Annotated in this window: 19 protein-coding genes and 2 tRNA genes; 13 read left to right on the top strand and 8 right to left on the bottom strand. The window is 44.6% G+C overall.

Features of this window, described 5'->3' with window-relative positions:
• Positions 1–135: 135 nt before the first annotated feature.
• From NL643_RS19640 to NL643_RS19660, 5 genes are all read left to right on the top strand, one after another.
• Positions 136–212 (top strand) — tRNA-Asp (locus NL643_RS19640).
• Positions 213–247: 35 nt separating this feature from the next.
• A tRNA-Trp gene (locus NL643_RS19645) sits at positions 248–324 on the top strand.
• Positions 325–660: 336 nt separating this feature from the next.
• Positions 661–993 carry a DUF1904 domain-containing protein gene (locus NL643_RS19650; RefSeq protein WP_005391613.1) on the top strand — a complete coding sequence of 111 codons (333 nt, stop codon included), beginning with the start codon at positions 661–663 and terminating at the stop codon, positions 991–993.
• 12 nt (positions 994–1,005) lie between these two features.
• Entirely contained in the window at positions 1,006–1,842 is an 837-nt protein-coding gene (mepA, locus tag NL643_RS19655) for a penicillin-insensitive murein endopeptidase (RefSeq protein WP_065646336.1), read from the top strand.
• Between the two features lie 322 nt (positions 1,843–2,164).
• Entirely contained in the window at positions 2,165–2,473 is a 309-nt protein-coding gene (locus NL643_RS19660; RefSeq protein WP_005391608.1) for a hypothetical protein, read from the top strand.
• Between the two features lie 42 nt (positions 2,474–2,515).
• On the opposite strand, the gene NL643_RS19665 is transcribed toward NL643_RS19660, so the two are convergent.
• The 3 genes from NL643_RS19665 to rdgC all read right to left on the bottom strand — a co-directional run bounded on the left by NL643_RS19665 (position 2,516) and on the right by rdgC (position 5,253).
• On the bottom strand, positions 2,516–2,770 hold the full coding sequence (locus NL643_RS19665; protein WP_046874349.1) for a YfhL family 4Fe-4S dicluster ferredoxin: 255 nt from the start codon (positions 2,768–2,770) through the stop codon (positions 2,516–2,518).
• 2 nt (positions 2,771–2,772) lie between these two features.
• Complete coding sequence (yegQ, locus tag NL643_RS19670; protein WP_006741904.1) at positions 2,773–4,173, bottom strand: tRNA 5-hydroxyuridine modification protein YegQ; 1,401 nt, start codon at positions 4,171–4,173, stop codon at positions 2,773–2,775.
• Positions 4,174–4,338: 165 nt separating this feature from the next.
• Positions 4,339–5,253 (bottom strand): recombination-associated protein RdgC, encoded by a 915-nt coding sequence (rdgC, locus tag NL643_RS19675; RefSeq protein ID WP_253645016.1) that lies wholly within the window; start codon positions 5,251–5,253, stop codon positions 4,339–4,341.
• A gap of 224 nt (positions 5,254–5,477) precedes the next feature.
• On the opposite strand from rdgC, the gene phoB reads away from it, so the two are divergent.
• Genes phoB through NL643_RS19690 form a run of 3 tightly spaced genes read left to right on the top strand, consistent with a single transcriptional unit; the run spans position 5,478 to position 8,465 of the window.
• Complete coding sequence (gene phoB, locus NL643_RS19680; protein WP_005381752.1) at positions 5,478–6,167, top strand: phosphate regulon transcriptional regulator PhoB; 690 nt, start codon at positions 5,478–5,480, stop codon at positions 6,165–6,167.
• Positions 6,168–6,207: 40 nt separating this feature from the next.
• Entirely contained in the window at positions 6,208–7,506 is a 1,299-nt protein-coding gene (gene phoR, locus NL643_RS19685; RefSeq protein WP_005383667.1) for a phosphate regulon sensor histidine kinase PhoR, read from the top strand.
• Positions 7,506–8,465, top strand: coding sequence for a PstS family phosphate ABC transporter substrate-binding protein (locus NL643_RS19690; RefSeq protein ID WP_253645017.1), 960 nt, complete (start codon positions 7,506–7,508; stop codon positions 8,463–8,465). The genes phoR and NL643_RS19690 overlap by 1 nt, the downstream gene beginning before the upstream one ends.
• 34 nt (positions 8,466–8,499) lie before the next feature.
• Here NL643_RS19690 and ppx read toward each other — a convergent pair whose 3' ends face one another.
• Positions 8,500–10,005: an exopolyphosphatase gene (gene ppx, locus NL643_RS19695; RefSeq protein ID WP_065646333.1), complete on the bottom strand. Its 1,506-nt coding sequence runs from the start codon at positions 10,003–10,005 to the stop codon at positions 8,500–8,502.
• The gene (gene ppk1, locus NL643_RS19700; protein ID WP_253645018.1) at positions 9,989–12,079 is read right to left on the bottom strand and encodes a polyphosphate kinase 1; all 2,091 of its coding nucleotides are present in this window, start codon (positions 12,077–12,079) and stop codon (positions 9,989–9,991) included. Before ppk1 ends, ppx begins: the two co-directional genes overlap by 17 nt.
• A gap of 207 nt (positions 12,080–12,286) precedes the next feature.
• Between ppk1 and NL643_RS19705 the strand changes: the two genes are divergently transcribed.
• The 4 genes from NL643_RS19705 to phoU are packed head-to-tail and all read left to right on the top strand — an operon-like array spanning position 12,287 to position 17,745.
• Entirely contained in the window at positions 12,287–14,491 is a 2,205-nt protein-coding gene (locus NL643_RS19705; protein ID WP_253645019.1) for an ABC transporter permease subunit, read from the top strand.
• A gap of 30 nt (positions 14,492–14,521) precedes the next feature.
• Positions 14,522–16,195, top strand: a complete 1,674-nt coding sequence (pstA, locus tag NL643_RS19710; RefSeq protein WP_253645020.1) for a phosphate ABC transporter permease PstA — start codon at positions 14,522–14,524, stop codon at positions 16,193–16,195.
• Between the two features lie 2 nt (positions 16,196–16,197).
• A complete protein-coding gene (pstB, locus tag NL643_RS19715; RefSeq protein WP_005381745.1) occupies positions 16,198–17,016 on the top strand; it encodes a phosphate ABC transporter ATP-binding protein PstB in 819 nt (272 codons plus the stop codon).
• 30 nt (positions 17,017–17,046) lie between these two features.
• Positions 17,047–17,745, top strand: coding sequence for a phosphate signaling complex protein PhoU (gene phoU, locus NL643_RS19720; protein WP_005381744.1), 699 nt, complete (start codon positions 17,047–17,049; stop codon positions 17,743–17,745).
• Between the two features lie 62 nt (positions 17,746–17,807).
• Here the strand turns inward: phoU and ppk2 are convergent, their stop codons facing one another.
• The 3 genes from ppk2 to NL643_RS19735 form a co-directional block, all read right to left on the bottom strand.
• On the bottom strand, positions 17,808–18,584 hold the full coding sequence (gene ppk2 / locus NL643_RS19725) for a polyphosphate kinase 2 (protein ID WP_085343051.1): 777 nt from the start codon (positions 18,582–18,584) through the stop codon (positions 17,808–17,810).
• Between the two features lie 70 nt (positions 18,585–18,654).
• Positions 18,655–19,404 (bottom strand): copper homeostasis protein CutC, encoded by a 750-nt coding sequence (locus NL643_RS19730; protein ID WP_253645021.1) that lies wholly within the window; start codon positions 19,402–19,404, stop codon positions 18,655–18,657.
• 277 nt (positions 19,405–19,681) lie between these two features.
• Positions 19,682–20,293 (bottom strand): peroxiredoxin C, encoded by a 612-nt coding sequence (locus tag NL643_RS19735; protein WP_005381738.1) that lies wholly within the window; start codon positions 20,291–20,293, stop codon positions 19,682–19,684.
• Between the two features lie 199 nt (positions 20,294–20,492).
• On the opposite strand from NL643_RS19735, the gene NL643_RS19740 reads away from it, so the two are divergent.
• Complete coding sequence (locus tag NL643_RS19740; protein WP_005383681.1) at positions 20,493–21,398, top strand: hydrogen peroxide-inducible genes activator; 906 nt, start codon at positions 20,493–20,495, stop codon at positions 21,396–21,398.
• Positions 21,399–21,984 lie beyond the last annotated feature (586 nt).

Below are 21,984 nucleotides of genomic sequence, written 5' to 3' on the forward strand. Positions count from 1 at the left end.
CTGACTTCCATGCCGAACTCAGAAGTGAAACGAAATAGCGCCGATGGTAGTGTGGGGCTTCCCCATGTGAGAGTAGGACATCGCCAGGCTTTAAATTTTGGACACTTGCTGATTACAAGCGAGTGATACCACTGCGGAGTGGTAGTTCAGTTGGTTAGAATACCGGCCTGTCACGCCGGGGGTCGCGGGTTCGAGTCCCGTCCACTCCGCCACTTATTTGAGAGTCGTCTCATTAAACACGAACTGCAGGGGTGTAGCTCCAATTGGCAGAGCAGCGGATTCCAAATCCGCGTGTTGGGAGTTCGAATCTCTCCACCCCTGCCATATATCAAGGCTCTGACTTAGGTCAGAGCCTTTTTCGTTTCTAGCGAATAGTTGTCGACATCTGATGCACATTGATCTTAAGAGCATATTACATCGGTGACTTAAGCCATTCTATTTTCCATTGCAATAGATTGCGTCACTAAGCTTCGGTGTATCGTTTTACCCTTTCTTACTTCTCTTCATACTCCCATTATTCTTCGTTAGTGAGCTAGTTGATTTACTACTTGATCTATATGACGTGTATAGAAAAAGTTAGTGGTTACATTGGCTTGGATGATTACTGACTTGGTTCCTGTTATTATCATGAGTTAATGCTAATAATTAGGAAGTAAGTTTATGCCACATTTTCGATTCCGTGCTGTAGAGCCGCAAGCTGTTCAGGCACTATCAAAGCCTCTGACGGATGAACTTCAGCCTCTGATGGACTGTCCGCGTGAGGATTTTACTTTTGAGTATATCTACACTACGTTTTTCAATGAGGGCGAGGTGAGTGCTGCATATCCTTTTGTCGAAGTGCTTTGGTTTGATCGTGGTCAGGAAGTACAAGATAAAGTTGCTAAGCTTATTACACAGCAAGTTCGTGGTATTGCTGGTGCGGATATTGATGTTGCAGTTATCTTTTCAGCTTTATCCCCTAAAGCTTATTACGATAATGGCGAACACTACTAAAGGCTAAAAGCTATGAAGCTGAGTTTCATTGTATCTTTGGGTTTATGTTTCTCAGCTTCTGTATACTCTACTCCTTGGGAGTCTGTTGCTAACCCTACCCGAAACTCTTCTTCCTCTATTGGTAGTTATGCCAACGGTTGTTTGGATGGCGCATTACCTTTGCCTCTTGATGGCGTTGGTTATCAAGTTTTACGCAGTAAAACGAAACGCTACTATGGGCACCCTAAAACGATAGAGTTTATTGAAAACCTAGCGCTTCAAGCTCATCAAAATCTCAACACAACGCTGCTTATAGGTGACCTGTCTTTACCACGAGGAGGAAGGTTTTCTTCTGGCCATTCTAGTCACCAAACTGGGTTAGATATTGATATCTGGTTAAGACTCGCTGACCAACCGCTTTCTTATAACGAATTACAACTCCCTAAGCCAATGAGTGTGGTGGACTTAAAAGGGTATTCCATACTTAACCATCGCTGGGAAGATAGGCACTTTAGGCTGATTCGATATGCTGCACAGAGTGAGGATGTTGCACGAATTTTTGTACATCCTGTCATTAAGGAGCAGCTTTGCTCGCAAGAAGAAGGCAAAGAACGTTCTTGGTTACGTAAAGTTCGCCCTTGGTGGGGGCATCATTACCACTTCCACGTCAGGTTATCTTGTCCTGAGTCGAGTGGCTATTGTGTTGAACAAGCTCTGCCTCCCGCTGGTGATGGTTGTGGGGTAGAGCTTGCTAGTTGGGGACCGAAAGTTAAGCCTATCGATAAGCCTCCGTCTGCGAAAGTTATTGCTAAGCCCAAGCGAAAAAAAGCGATTCCACCGCAATGCCAATCACTTATCTCTACTAACTAGAGTGACTCTACAGGTTTATATTCCCTTACGTATCTCTTTTATGAAACTGGAGAAACATCATACTTTTGTCTACAGTGAATAATACCAATACAAAAACTAACCTAATTAGTTTTGGTGACATAATATAGAAATCTAAATTAAACAAAGAGTTGTAGTATAGATAAGTCGTAACTTCTCTGTTTAGAAAGATCTTTCGTCACGATACTTTGGTTTCTTAGCAATATGTCTGTCAGTTGGCTAGCGAAGCAATAACAAGGCAGACAAGTGTGTGAGGCGGGAATGGATACTTCTCCTGCTAGAAGAGTAAATCAAGGATAAAACCATGACTATGATTTGTGCAAAAGAATTTGCAGAGTGGTTAAGACACAGATTTAGCAGTGAAACGAAAGGGGTCTTATTGACTCGGGTTGATGTAAACCACCTGACAGGACGTCAGCGTCTTGATCCCGGATTTGTTAATGATGTGCATTACGAGCTGATGCAATATGGAATGGCTTTCGTTACGGACACGAGCCGAGAAAACTTTTATCTTGTGCCGGTTTCCCAAGCTGAAAATTGGCGAGATCGGTTAGAGTCTCATTTTGAAAAAGAGTTGTTTTGTAATATCTATCCTATTGAAAAGTCGGGTTAAAAAAAGGTTCAACTTTGTCTCCAAAGTTGAACCTACTTGTTCTTATGCTAACCCTTGAATAATCACGAATTTCTCCAGTAACTGCTCTTCTGTTTCTACATGCTCCGGGTCTGTGATAATGCATTTTGTAATCGGGCATACTGACTGACAGGTCGGCTTTTCGTAATGTCCCTTACACTCTGTACATAGAGCTGGGTCAATTTCGAAAATGCTTTCTCCCATGCTGATTGCCCCATTGGGGCATTCGGGATCACACATGTCGCAGTTAATGCATTTGTCAGTAATGAGCAAAGCCATGATTACTTACCAGTCGGGTTACGGGTGTCCTGCCCTGAGTTTAAGTTACGCATCAATAGACCGTATTCTAAATCTAGATCTGCTGGTACTGGAATGAAGACGAAGTGACCATTCCCTTTGGCATCCTCGATAGACTCTGACTTACGGTTTTCCATTGCTTCTAGCGTGAAAACAACATTACCTTTTGGCGTCATTAGCTCAAGACTATCACCGACAAGGAACTTATTTTTCACTTCTACTTCAGCCATATCGCCACGACGTTTACCAGTGAACTCACCGACAAACTGTTGAGCATCAGAGACTGAGTAGCCGTAATCGTAATTCTGGTAGGTGTCGTGAGTATGACGACGTAGGAAGCCTTCGGTATAGCCACGGTGAGCTAGGCTCTCTAGTGTGCCCATTAGGCTTTCATCAAATGGTCGGCCTGCTACAGCGTCATCAATTGCTTTGCGGTAAACCTGTGCAGTACGAGCACAGTAATAGAATGATTTAGTACGACCTTCGATTTTCAGCGAGTGCACACCCATCTTGGTTAGGCGCTCAACATGCTGTACCGCTCGCAGGTCTTTAGAGTTCATGATGTAAGTACCATGTTCATCTTCGTACGCTGCCATTTTTTCTTCTGGACGGTGCGCTTCAGAAAGTAGAACGACTTCATCCGTTGGTTTACCACGGCCAATTGTGGTTTCAGGGCGTTCGTCTTGTACTTCGACAGGCTGTGCTTCAGATGGGTCAAATTTCTCTACGATATCACCAGCGTCGTTTTCTTTGCCTTCTTCCACTTTGTATTCCCAACGGCACGCGTTAGTGCAAGTGCCTTGGTTAGGATCACGTTTGTTGATGTAACCAGAAAGTAGGCAACGACCAGAATAAGCCATGCATAATGCACCGTGAACGAATACTTCAAGTTCAGTTTCAGGACAATGCTCACGAATTTCTTCGATTTCTTCTAAAGATAGTTCGCGAGAAACGATCACACGTTCCACGCCATTCGCTGCCCAGAACTTAACAGTCGCCCAGTTTACAGCGTTTGCTTGTACAGAAAGGTGAATTGGCATTTCTGGGAAAGCTTCACGAACCATCATGATTAGGCCTGGATCTGACATGATCAATGCGTCAGGACCCATTTCTACGATTGGTTTAAGATCACGGATGAAGGTTTTTAGCTTCGAGTTGTGTGGTTGAATGTTACATACCACATAAAGCTTTTTGCCTAGAGCATGCGCTTCATCGATACCGATTTTTAGGTTTTCGTGGTTAAACTCATTGTTACGTACGCGGAGGCTGTAGCGAGGTTGGCCAGCGTAAACTGCATCTGCGCCGTAGGCGAATGCGTAACGCATGTTTTTCAGGCTTCCCGCAGGAGACAGTAGCTCAGGTACGAATGCTTTCTCAGTTGTCATTGCTCAATTCTCTTTTATCTGATCACAAGTCAGGCCAATTCCACCTAATGGAAATGGGGCGCAAATTTTACGTCAAAATGTGAACTGTGACTAGGGTAATTGTGCTTCAGATAGAAAAACGCCCTCAAAAAAAGTGAGGGCGTTATGGTTGACCTTTATACAATATTAAGCGTTGGGATTTGGTAAGCCGCCTAGCGCATCGTATAGGTTGGGTAGGAAAGCACTGAACTCCCCACACATCAGAGAGAAGTCTGCATCAAATCGAGCTGCTTGATCTTCACGTGGAATATCGTCATTTTGATCTTTCAATTCATCAGAGAATTTTAGACGCTTAATACCCGCATCTTCTGTCATGATGAATTCAATACGATCTTGCCAATTAAGTGCAAGCTTCGTTACGACTTTATCTGCTGCGATGTGGTTGCGGATTTCATCTGTGGTCAGCTCTTGCTTCTTACAACGAATCACGCCACCTTCTTCAAGCACGGATTTTAGCTCAGCTTCGTCCATCATGGTGATACCTTGAGGTGTGTCGCCCGTTTTCACCCACTCGGTTAGCGTTGTTTCAATCGCTAGTTCTGGAATGGCAGGAACAACAGGTAAACTACCCATGGTTTTACGAAGTAGTGCTAATACGTCTTCCGCTTTTTTGTAGCTGCTTGCGTCAACAAGAATGAACCCTTCTTTTGGCATGATGAGCACGTGAGTGTGGCTGCTGCGGCTAAATGCGCGAGGCAGTAAATCCATTACGATGTCATCTTTCAGGTTGTCTTTCTCTTTCTTCTTCAGAGGACGACCTTCTTGCGCTTCCATTGCTTCTACTTTTGCATTCAATGACTCTTTGATCACTGAGGCAGGTAGCATTTTCTCTTCTTTCTTGGCGCAAATCAGAATGCGGTTTTCTGACACGTGAGTCATCATGTCGCCATGTCTACCCATTGCACTGACCCAGCCAAATTTCTGTTTATCTTGACTGCCACATGGGGTGAATCGGAATTCAGACAGTTGAGTTTCTAGTTGTTCGGCGTTGAAAGTAACCTCGCGGTTAACGCGGTATACCAGACAGTTTTTAAACCACATAAATCTTCTCTAGGCTTGATGACAAGGGACTAATCATAGGGAATTTTTGTGCTGATGTCTTAATAGAAATGAAAAATATCCGAATGAACCTCAAAAGAAAGTTATATGAAAATTTGTTTTCAAAGGTCACAAAAGTGTCATAATTGGTAGTGATAATGCTTATGCATAGAGGGGCGCTTTGTCTCTTAAATTCATTAGCTCAACGAACATAAGGTTACTCAATTATGTCTAGAAGGATTCTGGTTGTTGAAGACGAAGCTCCTATTCGCGAAATGCTGTGCTTCGTACTTGAGCAGAAAGGTTACCAAGCGGTAGAAGCGGAAGATTACGATACTGCAGTAACCAAACTGGCTGAACCCTTCCCTGATTTAGTTTTACTGGATTGGATGTTACCAGGAGGCAGCGGCATTAACTTCATCAAGCATATGAAGCGAGAGGAATTAACGCGCAACATTCCAGTTGTGATGCTTACCGCTCGTGGTGAAGAAGAAGATAAAGTGCGCGGTTTAGAAGTCGGTGCGGATGACTACATTACTAAGCCATTTTCTCCTAAAGAGTTGGTTGCCCGTTTAAAAGCGGTGATTCGTCGTGTAACCCCGACCGCACTGGAAGACGTAATTGATGTGCAGGGATTGAAGCTTGATCCTGTATCACACCGTGTCACGGCTAATGATGCACCATTAGATATGGGCCCAACAGAGTTTAAAATGCTACATTTTTTCATGACGCATCAAGAGCGTGTGTATAGCCGTGAGCAGCTATTAAACAATGTTTGGGGTACTAACGTGTATGTTGAAGATCGTACGGTCGATGTTCATATTCGCCGCCTGCGTAAAGCATTGGAAGCCGCAGGTCATGATAAGCTGATCCAAACTGTTCGTGGTGCTGGATACCGCTTCTCGACAAAAGCATAAATTAACACGCAGCTTATCGGTACCATTTCTGGAGTTATGAGTGGTTGAAAGATTAACGTGGAAAAAGCTGGCCTGGGAGCTGGCTTTTTTTTACACCCCATGGGTGATAGTAGGTTGGATATTCGGTTATATGCCGTGGTTGCTTCTGGCAGCTACGGCATTGCAGCTTGTGTGGCATTTGCATAACCAAGTACGTTTATCTTCTTGGTTATGGGATGAAAAGCGCCTCACGCCACCGTCTGGTAGCGGTAACTGGGAATCTTTGTTCAATGGCTTGTATCGCTTACAGCAGCGCCAACGTCGTAAACGCAAAGAGCTTACTAATCTCATTCGCCGATTCAGAAATGGTGCGGAATCGTTACCCGATGCCGTCGTGGTGTTCCGTGCTGAAGGCAATATCGTTTGGTGTAACAAACTGGCTCAACACTTATTGGGTTTCCATTGGCCGGAAGACTCTGGTCAACCTATCTCCAACCTCATCCGTACGCCTGACTTTATCAAGTACCTCAACAAGAAAGACTTCTCTGAGCCATTGGAAATGCGTTCACCACTCAATGTCGAACGCATGCTAGAACTACGTATCGTACCGTATACCGAAGGTGAACATTTGATGGTGGTGCGTGATGTTAGCCAGTTAAAACAACTTGAGGGAATGCGCCGCAACTTCTTTGCTAACGTTTCTCATGAACTTCGTACACCAATGACGGTGCTGCAAGGTTATTTGGAGATGACAGAAGATCCTGACATGGTTGTGGGCCCAATGTGGAGCAAAGCGCATGGTGTTATGACGGAGCAGCTCAACCGCATGAACAGTTTGGTGAACCAACTACTGACGCTATCTAAAATTGAAGCGGCACCTATGCATGAGCTTGAAGAAGTCGTGAATGTACCTGCGATGCTCGAAGTACTAGAAAAAGAGGCGGTCAGCCTTAGCGGGGACAACCAACATAAATTGAAATTTGATGTTGATGCTAGCCTACGAGTACTGGGCGATGATGACCAGTTACGTAGTGCTATCTCTAACCTCGTTTATAATGCTGTCAAATACACACCGCCTGGCGCGAACATTAATGTTCGTTGGTTCCAGACATCTCAAGGCGCATGCTTAGAGGTGGAGGATAGTGGTGATGGTATAGAGCCTCAGCACCTCCATCGACTTACTGAGCGTTTTTATCGCGTCGATAAAGCAAGATCACGCGATACCGGAGGGAGTGGGTTAGGGTTGGCTATTGTGAAACATGCGCTGAGCCACCATGATTCTCATTTGGAAATTCACAGTGAAGTGGGCGTGGGCAGTAAGTTTTCTTTTGTATTGCCTGAACGTTTGGTGGTGAAATAATGGCATTAAGAGTCGCAAAAGTGTTCAGTCTACTGGCTCTTGCTTGTTCCAGTATGGCTGTCGCTCAAGATAAACCATTGCCGAATTATCATAAAACGACTGGGATTGTCGGGAATTTGCTCTCTGTCGGCTCCGATACGCTTGCGGGCATGACGACACTTTGGGTTGAAGAGTTTAAATCCATTTACCCGAATATTAATGCGCAAGTCCAAGCGTCTGGCTCTTCCACTGCTCCCCCAGCATTGACCGAACAAACAGCTCAGTTTGGTCCCATGAGCCGTCCTATGCGTTTAAGAGAGGTTGAAGCGTTTGAACGTGAACATGGTTACAAGCCAACGGCACTTAGAGTTGCGATCGATGCTATCGGTATTTTTGTTCATCAAGACAATCCAATTCAAGGGCTTAACTTTAGTCAGTTAGATGCTTTGTTTTCTGCCACGCTACGCTGTGGTGAAAGTCAATTTATCACGAACTGGCAGCAACTCGGTCTTGAATCACAGTGGGCAAAGCGCAACGTACAGTTGTTTGGTCGTAACTCCGTTTCTGGAACTTATGGTTACTTCAAAAGCAATGCCTTGTGTGGCGGAGATTTCAAGACCCGAGTTAACGAGCAGCCAGGCTCCGCGTCAGTTGTGCAAGCTGTAGCGTCAACCATCAGTGGAATCGGTTATTCCGGTGTCGGTTATCGAGTGGCAGGCGTACGCTTAGTTCCGGTGGCAAAAACGGGGAATGACTACGTGACGCCAACGCGAGAACATATTGTTAGTGGTAAGTACCCACTATCACGTTACTTATATGTTTACGTGAATAAGCACCCGGATTACCCATTAACACCAATTGAAGCCGAGTTTATTCGCTTTATTTTCTCCGCTCAGGGGCAAGCGTTGGTTGAGAAAGATGGTTATGTGCCCATTACGGCAGATTTTGCAGAAGAAGAGTTAAAAAAAGTCGGCCTGTAAGCCGACTTTTTGTTTAGGTATGAACAGCACGAGATCAGAAAGTGAGTGTCCACTTCACGCTGTCCCAACGTTCTTGTTCTTCCTGTAAATCAGCATGAAGCAATTTGTTGTTTTCTAGCCATGCTTTATCTGTGCACGTAAGAATCCATTCATCATTTTTGATGGATAAAGTGATGTCAGGCAATGGATCTTCGTTACGCTGTCCATTTAATACGATAGAAAGTCTTAATATTTTGATGAGGCTTATCACGTCACTTTGTTTGTAGAGGTTGAAATCTGGCAGTTCTTGCAGTTTGAGCGCTTTGCGTTGGAAGCGGGCTAATGTTGCGAGCACTAATTGCTGTTCACGGTTGAAGCCTTGTAGAGTGGAATGCAACAGAATATAGAAAGAGTGGCGATGGAAGCTACGTAAGTTGATACTTAATCCGACTTCATGAAGCAACGCTGCCCATTCTAGTAAGTCAAATAACTCACTCTTTTTCTTAATGCCTAGTTCAGAGCGCACCTGACATAACATCTCACGTGCATGGCCTTTAACACGAGCAGCATGCTCTAAGTCAACCCGGTGTTTGTTGGCTAAATTTTCAGTTGTGCGCATACGTATATCGGAGCGCGCAAAACGCTCTTCCATTTCGTACAACAGACCTTCGCGCAGAGCACCATCGGAGAAAAACATCTGCTCAATGCGAAGTGCTTTGAAAATGGCGGACAAAATCGCCACGCCTGCCGCGAATACGGGCTTACGTTCTTCTGTTAAACCTGTCAGTTCAATCTCTTCAATTGAATCAAAATTACACAGAGTTTCAATAAGCGTGTCCAGTCTCTTCGCGGTGATCAGGCCATCTTCAAAACCTAATCCTACTAGCACTTCTTGAATCGCTTTGATGGTTCCTGATGAGCCGAGCGCGATATCCCAGCCTTTTTTACGGTATGCTGAAGCGATGGACTCGAGTTTTTGCTCGGCGGCTAACATCGCTTTATTAAAGTTTTTGCCAGACAGTTTGCCGTTTTTAAAATATTGCTCTGTAAAGCTGACGCATCCCATCTGTTTACTGTTGAGAAGCTCAGGTTCAAACTCTTGTCCAATGATCATTTCGGTACTGCCGCCGCCAATATCAACGACCAACTTGGAGTTTGACTCTACTTGAGTGTGAGCGACACCTAAGTAAATCAAGCGGGCTTCTTCTTCCCCTGGGATGATTTCTATTGGGAAGGGCATCACTTCTTTCGCACGCTCAATGAATAGATGAGCATTTTTAGCGCGTCTTAGTGTGTGTGTCGCGGCGATACGCACATTCGACTCATCAAGCCCTTGCAGTCTCTCAGCGAACATGGCTAAGCACTCTAACGCACGTTCCATCGCGGAATGACTTAAGTTCAATTCACTGTCGAGTCCTGATGCTAAGCGAACACGCTGTTTATGACGGCTAACCAGTTGTAAGTCACTGCCTACAACCTTGGCCACCACCATGTGGAAACTGTTTGAGCCGAGGTCTATCGCGGCAATGTAGCGAGTATCTTGTTCAAGTATTTGAGGCATCTGAATTTTGTTTTCTAGTTTGCTTTTCTATATTTTTAAGATAGTCATAGATAGCGATTTGAGAACGAACTTTTTTGCGATTACCTCGTGGTACATAAGCGTTGCTCATTTCCTTATCTATAAAACGAGCCTTTACTGTATCGGTAAAATGGATATTCGTTATATCAATAATTCTCTGTTTCAAACGTGGATCACGGACTGGCGCCGCCACCTCAATGCGGTGATCGATATTTCTTGTCATCCAGTCAGCAGAAGAGATATAGACTTGCGGATCGCCATCGTTATGGGTAATCACCACGCGTGGGTGTTCCAAAAAGCGGTCAACAATACTGATGATGCGAATATTGTCGCTGATCCCCTCAATGCCCGGTACTAATGAGCACATACCGCGAATGATCATATTTATTTTCACTCCCGCCGTACTTGCTCCATATAGCTTATTGACGATGCCCTTATCGACTAGGTTATTGACCTTGATCGTAAGAGCGGCTTTCTTGCCGAGCTTGGCATTCGCAATTTCATTATCGATCAGGCGGTAGATTTGGGTTCGAGAATTACGTGGAGATACCATGAGGTGGTTGAACTTCACTGGGCGGTATGGATTCTCAATATAACCGAAGACATTACGAACTTCGTTAGTGATTTCTTGATCTGCGGTAAGGAGAGAGAAGTCGGTATAAATTCGTGCCGTCTTCTCATGGAAGTTGCCTGTGCCGATGTGCGCGTAGCGAATAATTTCTTCACCTTCACGGCGACTGATCATCAGTAGCTTTGAGTGAATCTTAAGGCCAGGCGCTCCGAAGATGACGTGCACACCAGCTTCGGTCAACACTTTTGACCATTCGATATTGGCTTCTTCATCAAAGCGAGCCTGCAGCTCCACGACCACTGTGACATTTTTTCCGTTGTGCACCGCATCAATTAATGAGTTCATCAAGCGAGAATCTTTCGCGACACGGTAAATGTTAATCTTGATACTAAGTACTTTCGGATCGAAGGAGGCTTGGCGTACCAACTCACTAATGTGGTCAAAAGTGTGGTAGGGGTAATAGAGCAGAATATCTTTCGCTTTAATCGCATCAAAGCTGTTAGCGTAACCTTCGAAATCGGCGCACTTCATTGGCGGAAGCGGTTTATTTTCAAGGTACTCTCGCCCAACATTTGGAAACGCAATGAAGTCTTTAAAATTGTGATAGCGGCCGCCGGGGATAAGGTTATCGTAATTAGAAATATTGAGCTTGTTACAAAGAAACTCTAACATTTGAGGCGGCATACCACGTTCGTAGACGAAGCGAACGGGCTTTGCTGTCAGTCGCTGATTGACACCTTCCGACATTTGTTCGAGCAAGCTGTATTCGATTTCGTTGCGTAAATCGTATTCGGCGTCACGCGTCATTTTCATCGCATAGCCGCTAAGCTCATCATAATCAAAAAAGCCTTTGAACAGCTCATCCAAACAGTGGCGGATAATATTATCAAGTAAGATGATGGTTTTTCGACGCTTTCCTTTCTGTTCTGGTACCATCACAAAGCGGGGAAGGTGATCGGTCGGAATTTCGATCAGAGCGTATTGGTAATGTTCTTCTTTACGTAGCTCTACGGCGATGTAAGCGTACTCGTCTTTGAGAAATTGCAGAACATCGATCTCATCTTTCATTAGCAGAGGGGTGATATGCGGCATGACCTCTCTACGGAAGTATTTCGCGATCCACTTTTGTTGCGATTCATCCAGTTGTTGTTCGTTGACCAAGAAAATGCGACGTCGCGCCATTTCTCGAATCAATTCGCTGTAAAGCTCATCAAATTGTTCGTTAAGCTTGAGTGCTTTCGACTGCATTTTGGTTAACAGTCGTTTAGGGCTATCGCTGCCACCGCGCTCTTGGCTGATTAGGATTCTGCGCTTCACGTCCGCAAAGCGTACTTTGTAAAATTCATCTAAATTGTTGGAAAAGATCCCAAGAAAGCGAATACGTTCGATCAAAGGGACGGTTTTATCGGCAGCTTCTTGTAATACTCGTTCGTTGAAAGACAACCAACTAAGTTCTTTTTCTATATATAGTTTTTCTGCGCTCATAACCTTACCTAGCCAAAAGTGAAGTAATACGTACTCATCTTGGAAAAATGGATGAGTGAGAACATTATGAGATTTTCATTACAGATTTATTTCATACCACGCATTGCATAAGAGTTGTATTCTTTTCAGGTGTTTAATGTGATCTGTAATATAATTGTCATCTTAACGACATATTCTAGTACTAAGTCAAAAAAGGTAGAGATTTAAATGGCACAAGCCGAGTTTTCATTGCAGGAAAAAGATAAGAAACGACTGATAAAAGATCGTTTAGTTCGACTTGCAGTGACATCCGGTGGTGTCGGCGTACTCGCGGCGCTTATTTTGATCTTTGTCTACCTCGCCATGGTGATCATTCCGCTTTTTTCTGATGCGGAGATCAAAACCAACCAAGCAATTCGAGCCACTCATATTGAAACACCACTGGCGATTTCAGTGGATGATTACGCTCAGCTCGCGTTCGTTCTAACCCAAAGTGGTGAGATTCAATATTTGTCGATGGACGATCCTACGAAACCTGCGGTGTATAAACAGCAAATCGTCCAGAAACCCGTCGCTTTCTCTCAATCTGCTCCTGGGCTAGGTTGGTATGGATTTGTTGATGGGCAGGGTAAAGCGCACCTTTTCAAGCCAGAATTTAATGCCACGTTGAGAGAAAATACACGTCCTCCGGAAGTGATTGAGCTAGACACCAGCATGGATCTGACACTAAGTACGCCTCAAGATCCTGTGACTCAGTTTGTATTTGCAGCTTCGACGCCGTTACCAACGATTGTTTGGCAGACGCAAAGCGGTGAAGTGAAAGCTCGCTGGCAAGTGGCTTCGTCTTTGGGTACGCCTCCGACAACGATCGATTTTACGTTCTCTTCAGGCTTTGATGCACCTCAGCAAATGTTATTGACACCTGATGGTGAAACGCTTTATTTGCGCGATGGCTCTGAGTTGATCGTGTTAAAGAAAACCGCACGTAAATTTGCTGTGCGAGAGGTGGTCGACCTCACTCAAGGTGATAAGAAGCACTCCGTTCGTACAATGGACCTACTGGCTGGTGCTTACTCGCTTTTGGTGACACACAACGATGGTCGGGTGTCGCAATGGTTTGATACGCTGCAAGAAGAGAGACGCACGTTAACGCATATTCGTGATTTTAAATTGGCATCAGAGCTTAAGTATTTGTTGCCGGATTCTCATCGAAAAGGATTTTATAGCTTTTACACCAACGGCACGTTGCAAAGCCATTATACAACCAGTGAAAAACTGGTGTTGTTTAAGCGTGCGTACAATCAAGCACCCGCAATCGCAGCAATGTCTAACAATGAACGCTACTTAATCACTTGGCAAAATAATGCGTTAAATATTGCGGAAGTGGACAATGCCTATCCGGAAATTTCATTGTCCTCATTATGGCAAGAAGTGTGGTACGAAGGGTATCCTGAGCCTGAATTTGTGTGGCAATCGACTTCGGCGAGCGATAACTTTGAAGCTAAGTTCAGCCTAGTACCTATTGCATTTGGGACGATAAAAGCGGCGATGTTTGCGATGCTGTTTTCAGTGCCGCTCGCAGTGCTAGGTGCTATTTATACGGCTTACTTTATGTCGCCACGTATGCGTCGTGTCGTAAAACCGTCGATTGAGCTAATGGAAGCACTGCCGACGGTGATCATTGGTTTCCTAGCGGGGCTGTGGTTCGCGCCTATTGTCGAAGATCACCTGATTACGATCGTCGTCATGCTGTTTGTTTTGCCCTTGAGCACCATGATTATGGGCGGGCTATGGGCATTAATACCGCAACCTTTGCGGAATCGTCTGCCTAATGGTTGGCATGCTTTAGTGCTCATGCCTGTCATATTGGTACTGATTGGGCTTGGAGTGTGGATTTCGCCTACGATTGAGCAGACGTTCTTTGGTGGCGATATGCGCTTATTCTTAACCGAGCATGGTATTGGTTACGATCAACGCAATGCATTGGTGGTGGGGTTAGCGATGGGGTTTGCTGTTATCCCGACGATTTTTACCATCGCCGAAGATGCCATTTTCTCTGTACCGAAGCATTTATCGGATGGCTCTTTGGCATTAGGGGCCACGCCTTGGCAAACTTTAATCTATGTTGTCTTGCTTACCGCAAGCCCAGGTATTTTTTCTGCCATTATGATGGGCCTGGGACGCGCTGTTGGTGAAACCATGATTGTGTTAATGGCAACGGGCAATACGCCATTAATGGATTGGAATATTTTGGAAGGATTGCGCAGCCTGTCGGCGACCATCGCCGTTGAGTTGCCAGAGTCGGAAGTTGGAAGTTCGCATTATCGCCTGCTGTTCCTAGCTGCATTGATTTTGTTTGTGTTTACGTTTGCAGTAAACGCGCTTGCGGAGTGGGTTCGTCAGAGACTGAGAGACAAGTACCGTGCGTTGTAATAATGGTTTGAATAAAGAGCGAGTAATGACGTGTTAAATTGGATTCGTTCTGGCGCACCGTGGATATGGCTAACAGGCGGTGCAGTCAGCATCAGTTTGTTGTCGGTATTAGGGTTGTTACTTCTGATCGGTTGGAAAGGCCTGACTTACTTTTGGCCAGCTCCCTTGTATCAGTGGAATGTTGCAGCATTGACGCCTGTACAAGGCGAAGTGCTACATGAAAATACTATTCTGATTGGTCAAGTGTATGAACGCAGTTTTGTACCGAAGAGTTATCTGCCTGAAAGCGCGGCGCAGAAATTAGAAGACGATGAAGACTTTGCTACGCGACTCAGTATCAAAATCGCCAACCGAGAGTTGTATCCCGCTGATTTTATCTCCGTATTGCAAATGCAGTTGGATGAGCCCTCGACGCCAAAAGAGTGGGCAGTGATCGAGCGCAGTAGTGGCGGTTACTTTTTTGGTAAGCTGGTGGCGTTTCAGGATGGAGACAACTTATACACCAACGATATTCAATCCGTCTTGAACAAAAAACTGGATGATGCAGAAACTCTGCGCCATGAGATTGACTCTTTGGTGGTCGATCAGCTTAAAGAGCTTGGTTGGAAGCTAGAGCAGTTGCGATTAGAAAAGCGCAAGCATGAGTTGAATGACACGCTGACAGAAAGCTTCTTAAAGGAAAACCAGACGAAAAAAGAGCGGATAGAGAAAGCTCTGGCGACGTTAGATTTACAGCTTGATGGCTTACGATTACAGCTTTCTGGCTATGCCCTGATTGTCGAGGATATGACGGGCTCACAAGTATCGATTCCGCTCGAAGACATTTTGGACTACTGGTACCCAAACCAAATGTCACTGCCTGATAAAGTCATGCACTGGGGGAAGCAGGTTTGGAAGTTTTTATCTGAAGATCCAAGAGAGTCTAACTCCGAGGGAGGCGTGTTCCCTGCGATATTTGGTACGGTTTTCTTAGTAATTATCATGTCGATCATTGTGATGCCACTTGGGGTGATCGCCGCTATCTATCTACATGAATACGCTAAGAATAACGCTCTAACCAGGGTTATTCGTATTGCGGTTATAAACCTAGCGGGTGTTCCATCGATTGTTTATGGCGTATTTGGTTTAGGCTTCTTTGTTTATACGATTGGTGCCTCTATCGATAACGTATTCTATGCGGAGAAGCTACCGGCACCAACCTTTGGTACGCCGGGTTTGTTGTGGTCTGCACTAACTCTTGCCGTGCTGACGCTTCCAGTTGTGATTGTGACAACAGAAGAAGGTTTAACTCGTATTCCGAGTTCAGTACGACATGGTTCTCTGGCGCTTGGTGCAACTCAGTTTGAAACACTATGGCGTGTGGTTTTGCCTATGGCGACGCCAGCTATTATCACAGGGCTGATCCTTGCGATTGCGCGTGCAGCTGGCGAAGTAGCGCCACTGATGCTGGTGGGGGTCGTGAAATTGGCATCCAGTTTACCGGTTGACGGGCAATTCCCTTATGTGCATTTGGATAGAAAGTTCATGCATTTAGGTTTTCACATTTACGATGTTGGCTTTCAAACCTCTAACATCGAAGCGGCGCGACCATTAGTTTATGCCACCTCTTTCTTACTCGTGACAGTGATTGTCGGGCTAAACTTAACAGCAATCAGTATTCGCAATAATTTACGAGAAAAATACAGAACGTTAGGACAAGATTAAGTATGTTTAATTTTGATAGTACATTAGGTTATGAGCCACCATTGGACGTTCATAATTTAACGGATGAACAAACAGCAATCTCAATCGAGAACCTTAATCTGTTCTATGGTCAAACTCAGGCGCTGCATGATATTTCGATGCGAATTCCCAAAGGGCGAGTCACCGCTTTTATCGGTCCTTCAGGGTGTGGAAAGTCGACGTTATTACGTTGCATCAATCGCATGAACGACTTAGTAGAAGGGTGTCGAGTCACAGGTAAAGTCCGTCTACATGGCAAGAATGTTTATCATCCTAATGTCGATGTTGCGACACTTCGACGCCGAGTGGGGATGGTGTTTCAAAGACCCAATCCATTTCCTAAGTCTATTTATGAAAATGTAGTTTATGGCTTACGCTTACAAGGTGTAAAAAACAGCCGCAGTTTAGATGACGCAGTGGAGCGATCCTTGCGCTCGGCGGCGTTGTGGGATGAGGTAAAAGACCGCTTGCATGAGAACGCATTTGGTTTATCTGGTGGTCAGCAACAGCGCTTGGTCATTGCGCGTGCGGTGGCGATTGAGCCGGAAGTCCTGTTATTGGATGAGCCGACATCAGCGTTGGATCCAATCTCAACTTTAACTATTGAAGAGCTTATCAATGAGCTTAAGACTCAATATACTGTCGTTATCGTTACCCATAACATGCAGCAAGCGGCGCGAGTGAGTGATCACACCGCATTCATTCATATGGGTAAGTTAATTGAATACTCTGACGCGGACTCGATCTTCACTTCGCCAATGAAGAAACAGACCGAAGATTACATTACGGGTCGATACGGTTAAGTCGCGACTCTATACGGAATAAGGAACATCATGCACTTTGGACGTCATATTTCAGGACAATTTAACGTAGAGCTAGAATCGATTCGTACTCATGTATTAACCATGGGTGGCTTGGTAGAACAGCAGCTTTCGTATGCTATTCAAGCCTTGCATAAAGAAGATATCGAACTGGCGCGTAAGGTTGTGCGTGACGATCATAAAGTGAATGCGATGGAAGTCTCGATCGATGACGCCTGCACACGCATTATTGCTAAGCGTCAGCCAACGGCAAAAGACTTGCGCTTAATCATGGCTATCATCAAAACGATCACTGATTTAGAACGTATCGGTGACGTGGCGACACGCATTGCTTACGTTGCCATTGAAAGCCCATCATCAAAAGAACGACAGTTCCAAGTGTCGTTAGAGCCTCTCTGCCGTCAGGCAATTAATATGCTGCATCAGGTTTTGGATGCGTTTGCCCGCATGGATGTAGAAGCGGCAGCAGAGGTGCACAAACAAGATGACAAACTAGACGCCGAATATGAAGCGGTGATTCGTCAGTTGATGACTTACATGATGGAAGACCCAAAAAATATCCCCAACATTCTGCAAGTGATGTGGTCGGCACGCGCGATTGAACGCGTGGGGGACCGTTGCCAGAACATCTGTGAATACATTATTTACTTCGTGAAAGGGAAAGATGTACGCCACCTAGGTGATCAAAGCATTGATGACGTACTGAAGTAACTGATTTCAATAAATAGACCAGCTTTTAGGCTGGTCTATTTATTAGGGAGAGGGAAAGTACATCAATATTTATCGGGCACGAAGGTCTGATCATCAATGGGCGCTCTGACATAACCTTCTTTATTGAGATCAGGTAATTCAATCGGTGGGTACTCAAGCGCTTTGTAATCAATCTGGCTAAGTAAATGGCTGATACAGTTCAAGCGCGCTTTCTTTTTAGAGTCAGAGGGCACGACCCACCAAGGACAGCTCTTCGTATCTGTGTAAGCGAACATTTTATCTTTTGCCTCAGAATACTCGACCCAGCGATGACGTGACTCCAGATCCATTGGGCTGAATTTCCAACGTTTGATCGGCGTATTAATTCGACCTAGAAAACGTTTTTCTTGCTCTTCGTCTGAAACCGAAAACCAATACTTAATCAGAATAATCCCAGAGCGTTGCAACATTCTTTCGAATTCAGGACAAGAGCGTAAAAACTCTTCGTATTCGTCTGGAGTACAGAACCCCATGACTTTTTCGACACCTGCTCGGTTATACCAACTTCGGTCAAATAAAACGATTTCACCAGCAGATGGTAAATGAGCGACGTAACGTTGGAAGTACCATTGCGTTTTTTCTTTTTCTGTCGGTGCAGGCAGAGCGACCACGCGACAAACACGCGGGTTTAGCTTTTCTGTGATGCGTTTAATCACCCCGCCTTTGCCCGCAGCATCACGGCCTTCAAACAGAACCACCACTTTTAACCCTTTGTGTTTGACCCACTCTTGAAGTTTTACGAGCTCAACTTGAAGGTTTTTGAGCTCCTTTTCGTATTCCTTTTTCTTCAATTTAGACATACACCTTTCCTCACTCCTTGATAAACAATATGTTAGCACTCAAAAGCTATGCGTGTGAGGTTACGGTCGTCTATTTGAGAGCTGCTACGACATCGGTAATGGCTTGTGTACTTGTGATGGGGATTAAGAAATCATCGACATCAGTTGCGCCCATTTTGCTTTGTTCAGCAATAAAGGTCATTTTACTAGGTCGAGTCGTTTTGCCTGACAGATGGATTTCAGGAACTTGAGTGTCTTCTACTAATGCACGTACGTTACTCGCATTAACGCCAGCACCCGCCATGATTGCAATGCGTCTTTGGGCTTGCTTAACCAAAGCTCTAAGCACATCGATCCCTTGCGGTGCTGAAGGCGCAAGACCGGAGGTTAAAATACGTTCACAACCTAAGCTGATCACTTCTTCCAAAGCTTTTTCAGCGTCACGACACTGGTCAAAGGCACGATGGAAGGTCACGCCTAAGCCAAGCGCTTGAGCAAATTCACACAGCGTAGCCGCGTAAGGCATATGAATACCCCCCTCTTGAGTGAGTACACCTAAAACCACACCATCCAAGCCCGATTGGTGAGCAGCTTCAATATCCCACCGCATCATTTCGATCTCTTCTTCACAGTAGAAGAAGTCACCTTGGCGTGGGCGGATCATGGCATAAACTGGAACACTAGAAAGCTTAGCCGCTTGCTGCATAAAGCCATAACTGGGTGTTAGCCCGCCTAAAGCCAAAGAGGAGCAAAGTTCAATCCGAGTGGCGCCGCCAGCAATGGCGTAGTGCAGAGATTCAATATTATCGATACAGACTTCTAGGTGAGTAACCACGTTCATTCATCCTGCTAACGTTACAAATAAGTGTTGTGGCTAAGATATTAACAGGGCCAGTAAGCAGAATCTGTATGGAGGGCATGAGAAATAGAGGTAAAGTTTACGCTGCAGCGTTACCTCATTTTGGCGGTTTATCTGAAGGTAAAAGAAAGCCCAGAGCATTTGCTCTGGGCTTTGATAGGACTTTACTTAGACTGATTGGCGTTTGCGGTTTTCCGCATTAGCTTTTTGCTTTATATACATCCAACCATCACACCCGTTGAGCTAGGGTGAAGGTCTATTATTTTTTGCCTAGGTCAGCTGCGTGCTCAGATAGGAACGCTGCAACACCTTTTGGAGATGCGTCCATACCTGCTTTACCTTCTTCCCATTGTGCAGGACATACTTCGCCGTGCTTCTGGTGGAAGTTAAGAGCGTCAACCATGCGTAGCATTTCGTCGATGTTACGGCCTAGTGGTAGGTCGTTCACTACTTGGTGACGTACAACGCCTTCTTCGTCGATTAGGAAAGAACCACGGAAAGCAACGCCTGCTTCTGGGTGCTCAACGTCGTAAGCTTTACAGATTTCGTGCTTAACGTCAGCAACTAGTGGGTACTTAACTTGACCGATACCGCCATCTTCGATAGCAGTGTTACGCCATGCGTTGTGAGAGAACTGAGAATCGATAGAAACACCGATTACTTCAACACCTTTAGCTTGGAAATCAGCTAGACGGTTGTCGAATGCGATTAGCTCAGATGGGCAAACGAAAGTGAAATCTAGTGGGTAGAAGAATACTACTGCTTTCTTACCTTTAGTGAACTCTGCAAAGTTGAAGTTTTCAACGATTTCACCGTTACCTAGAACAGCTGCTGCAGTAAAGTCAGGGGCTTGACGACCTACTAGTACCATTTTTTTGCTCCTAAAAAGTATGGTTAGTTCCAAACCGAATTCAGTTGTGTCGGTTTGGTCCGTGTTTGTACGAGACAAACTATAGTACAGATTGTAGTATTGAAAAAAGCGAAATAAATAGATTGAGTTAATCGAAAAAAACGATAATAGCAAAACTCTTAACTCGATCACTGGAACGGCGGTAGATACAAATACAATTATGAATAAATGGCCCAGTTTGAAGCAGTTGCATTACTTAGTCACACTGCATGAAACAAGACATTTTAGTGACGCTGCAGAGCGTTGTTTTGTCAGTCAGTCGACTTTAAGTAAAGGTATTCAAAACTTAGAGGAATTGATTGGTTGTCCATTATATGAAAAGAAAGACAAGAAAAGTCCACTGGTTTTTACCCAAACAGGAGAAATGGTAGTAAAGCAGGGGCGAGAGCTGTTAGCAAAAGGGCAAGATTTGGTCGAGCTTGGACGTATGTGCCAAGGCGACGATATGCAAGGCCAGCTAAAAGTGGGATGCATACCAACAATTGCTCCGTTTTTACTGTGTGATTTGGTGCAAGAGGTTAACTATCGTTTCCCACAACTGAATCTTTTATTAAGAGAAGACACGACAACAAACTTACTTCAAGCGCTTAGACACGGTGAGTTGGATGTACTCATTTTAGCGTTGCCAGTTGAAATTGACGGTATGGAAAGTCGAGTGGTGGGTAAGGATCCGTTTCGAATGGTTATTAGTGCGAATCAAGCCCAATCGGTGCCTGTGCCTATTCGTTACGCAGATTTACCTGACGAATCCGTCTTTTTATTAGAGAAAGAGCATTGCTTAACGGAACACGCGGTATCTGCTTGTAAATTAACAGATAAAGAAAAAATTAATCCGTTTACAGCAACCAGTCTTCATACTTTGGTGCAAATGGTTGCGAATGGTTTGGGAACAACGTTCATTCCTCAAATGGCTATCGACCACGGCCTGCTGCATAACCAGAATTTAGTCGTGATCGATCCCCCAGGAAAGCAAGCCTATCGCGAAATTGGCTTAGTTTGGCGTCCGAGTTCATCAAGAACGAAAACATTTAATCAGCTTGCAGAAGTCGTTTCCGAGCTGCTTTAGCTATTAGTATTAGCCTCTACATCTCCATTATTTATCTAAAAGCGCACTGAAAACAGTGCGCTTTCTAGTATTTTATTCTGTTGGTGAACTTTGACTTGTAAAATTTTACAGCTCTTCTTTGATGAAGCTTTCATAAAATAGTGAAATTTCACAATGTTAATTTTACACAAAACCTTGTATGTCTTGTTTGACCCTTGTTTGAATCCACCTTGCCAGCCCTTGTGAATACAAGGTGTTTGTTTGCCAGTCTATATTCATACACTCGTTTGAAATGATAAATCGACCTTAAAATTAATGTAATTTAATTACGTAATAACTTACAAGAATAGGTGTTCGATAGGCGGTTTTTACCCTGCCGAATAAAACTTCGAATTTTCTGTTTTGTTTATCTTGGGGGTTTCGTTAAACCCTTTGTTGAGATAGCTTATTTAAAGGCCGATAAGACTTATGTCTAGATTGAAAATACACATAACATTACGCAATCTATCGACATGGTTAGACGAGTTGAACACAAAGTTAAAGGATGTAATTTGTTGTTCATAACTTACAAATGTAGCTTTGCGCTGGCTGCCCAAGATGGATAAAG

Origin of the sequence: Vibrio sp. Y42_MX_L11, assembly GCF_024181785.1 — a bacterium.
GTDB classification, from domain to species: domain Bacteria; phylum Pseudomonadota; class Gammaproteobacteria; order Enterobacterales; family Vibrionaceae; genus Vibrio; species Vibrio diabolicus.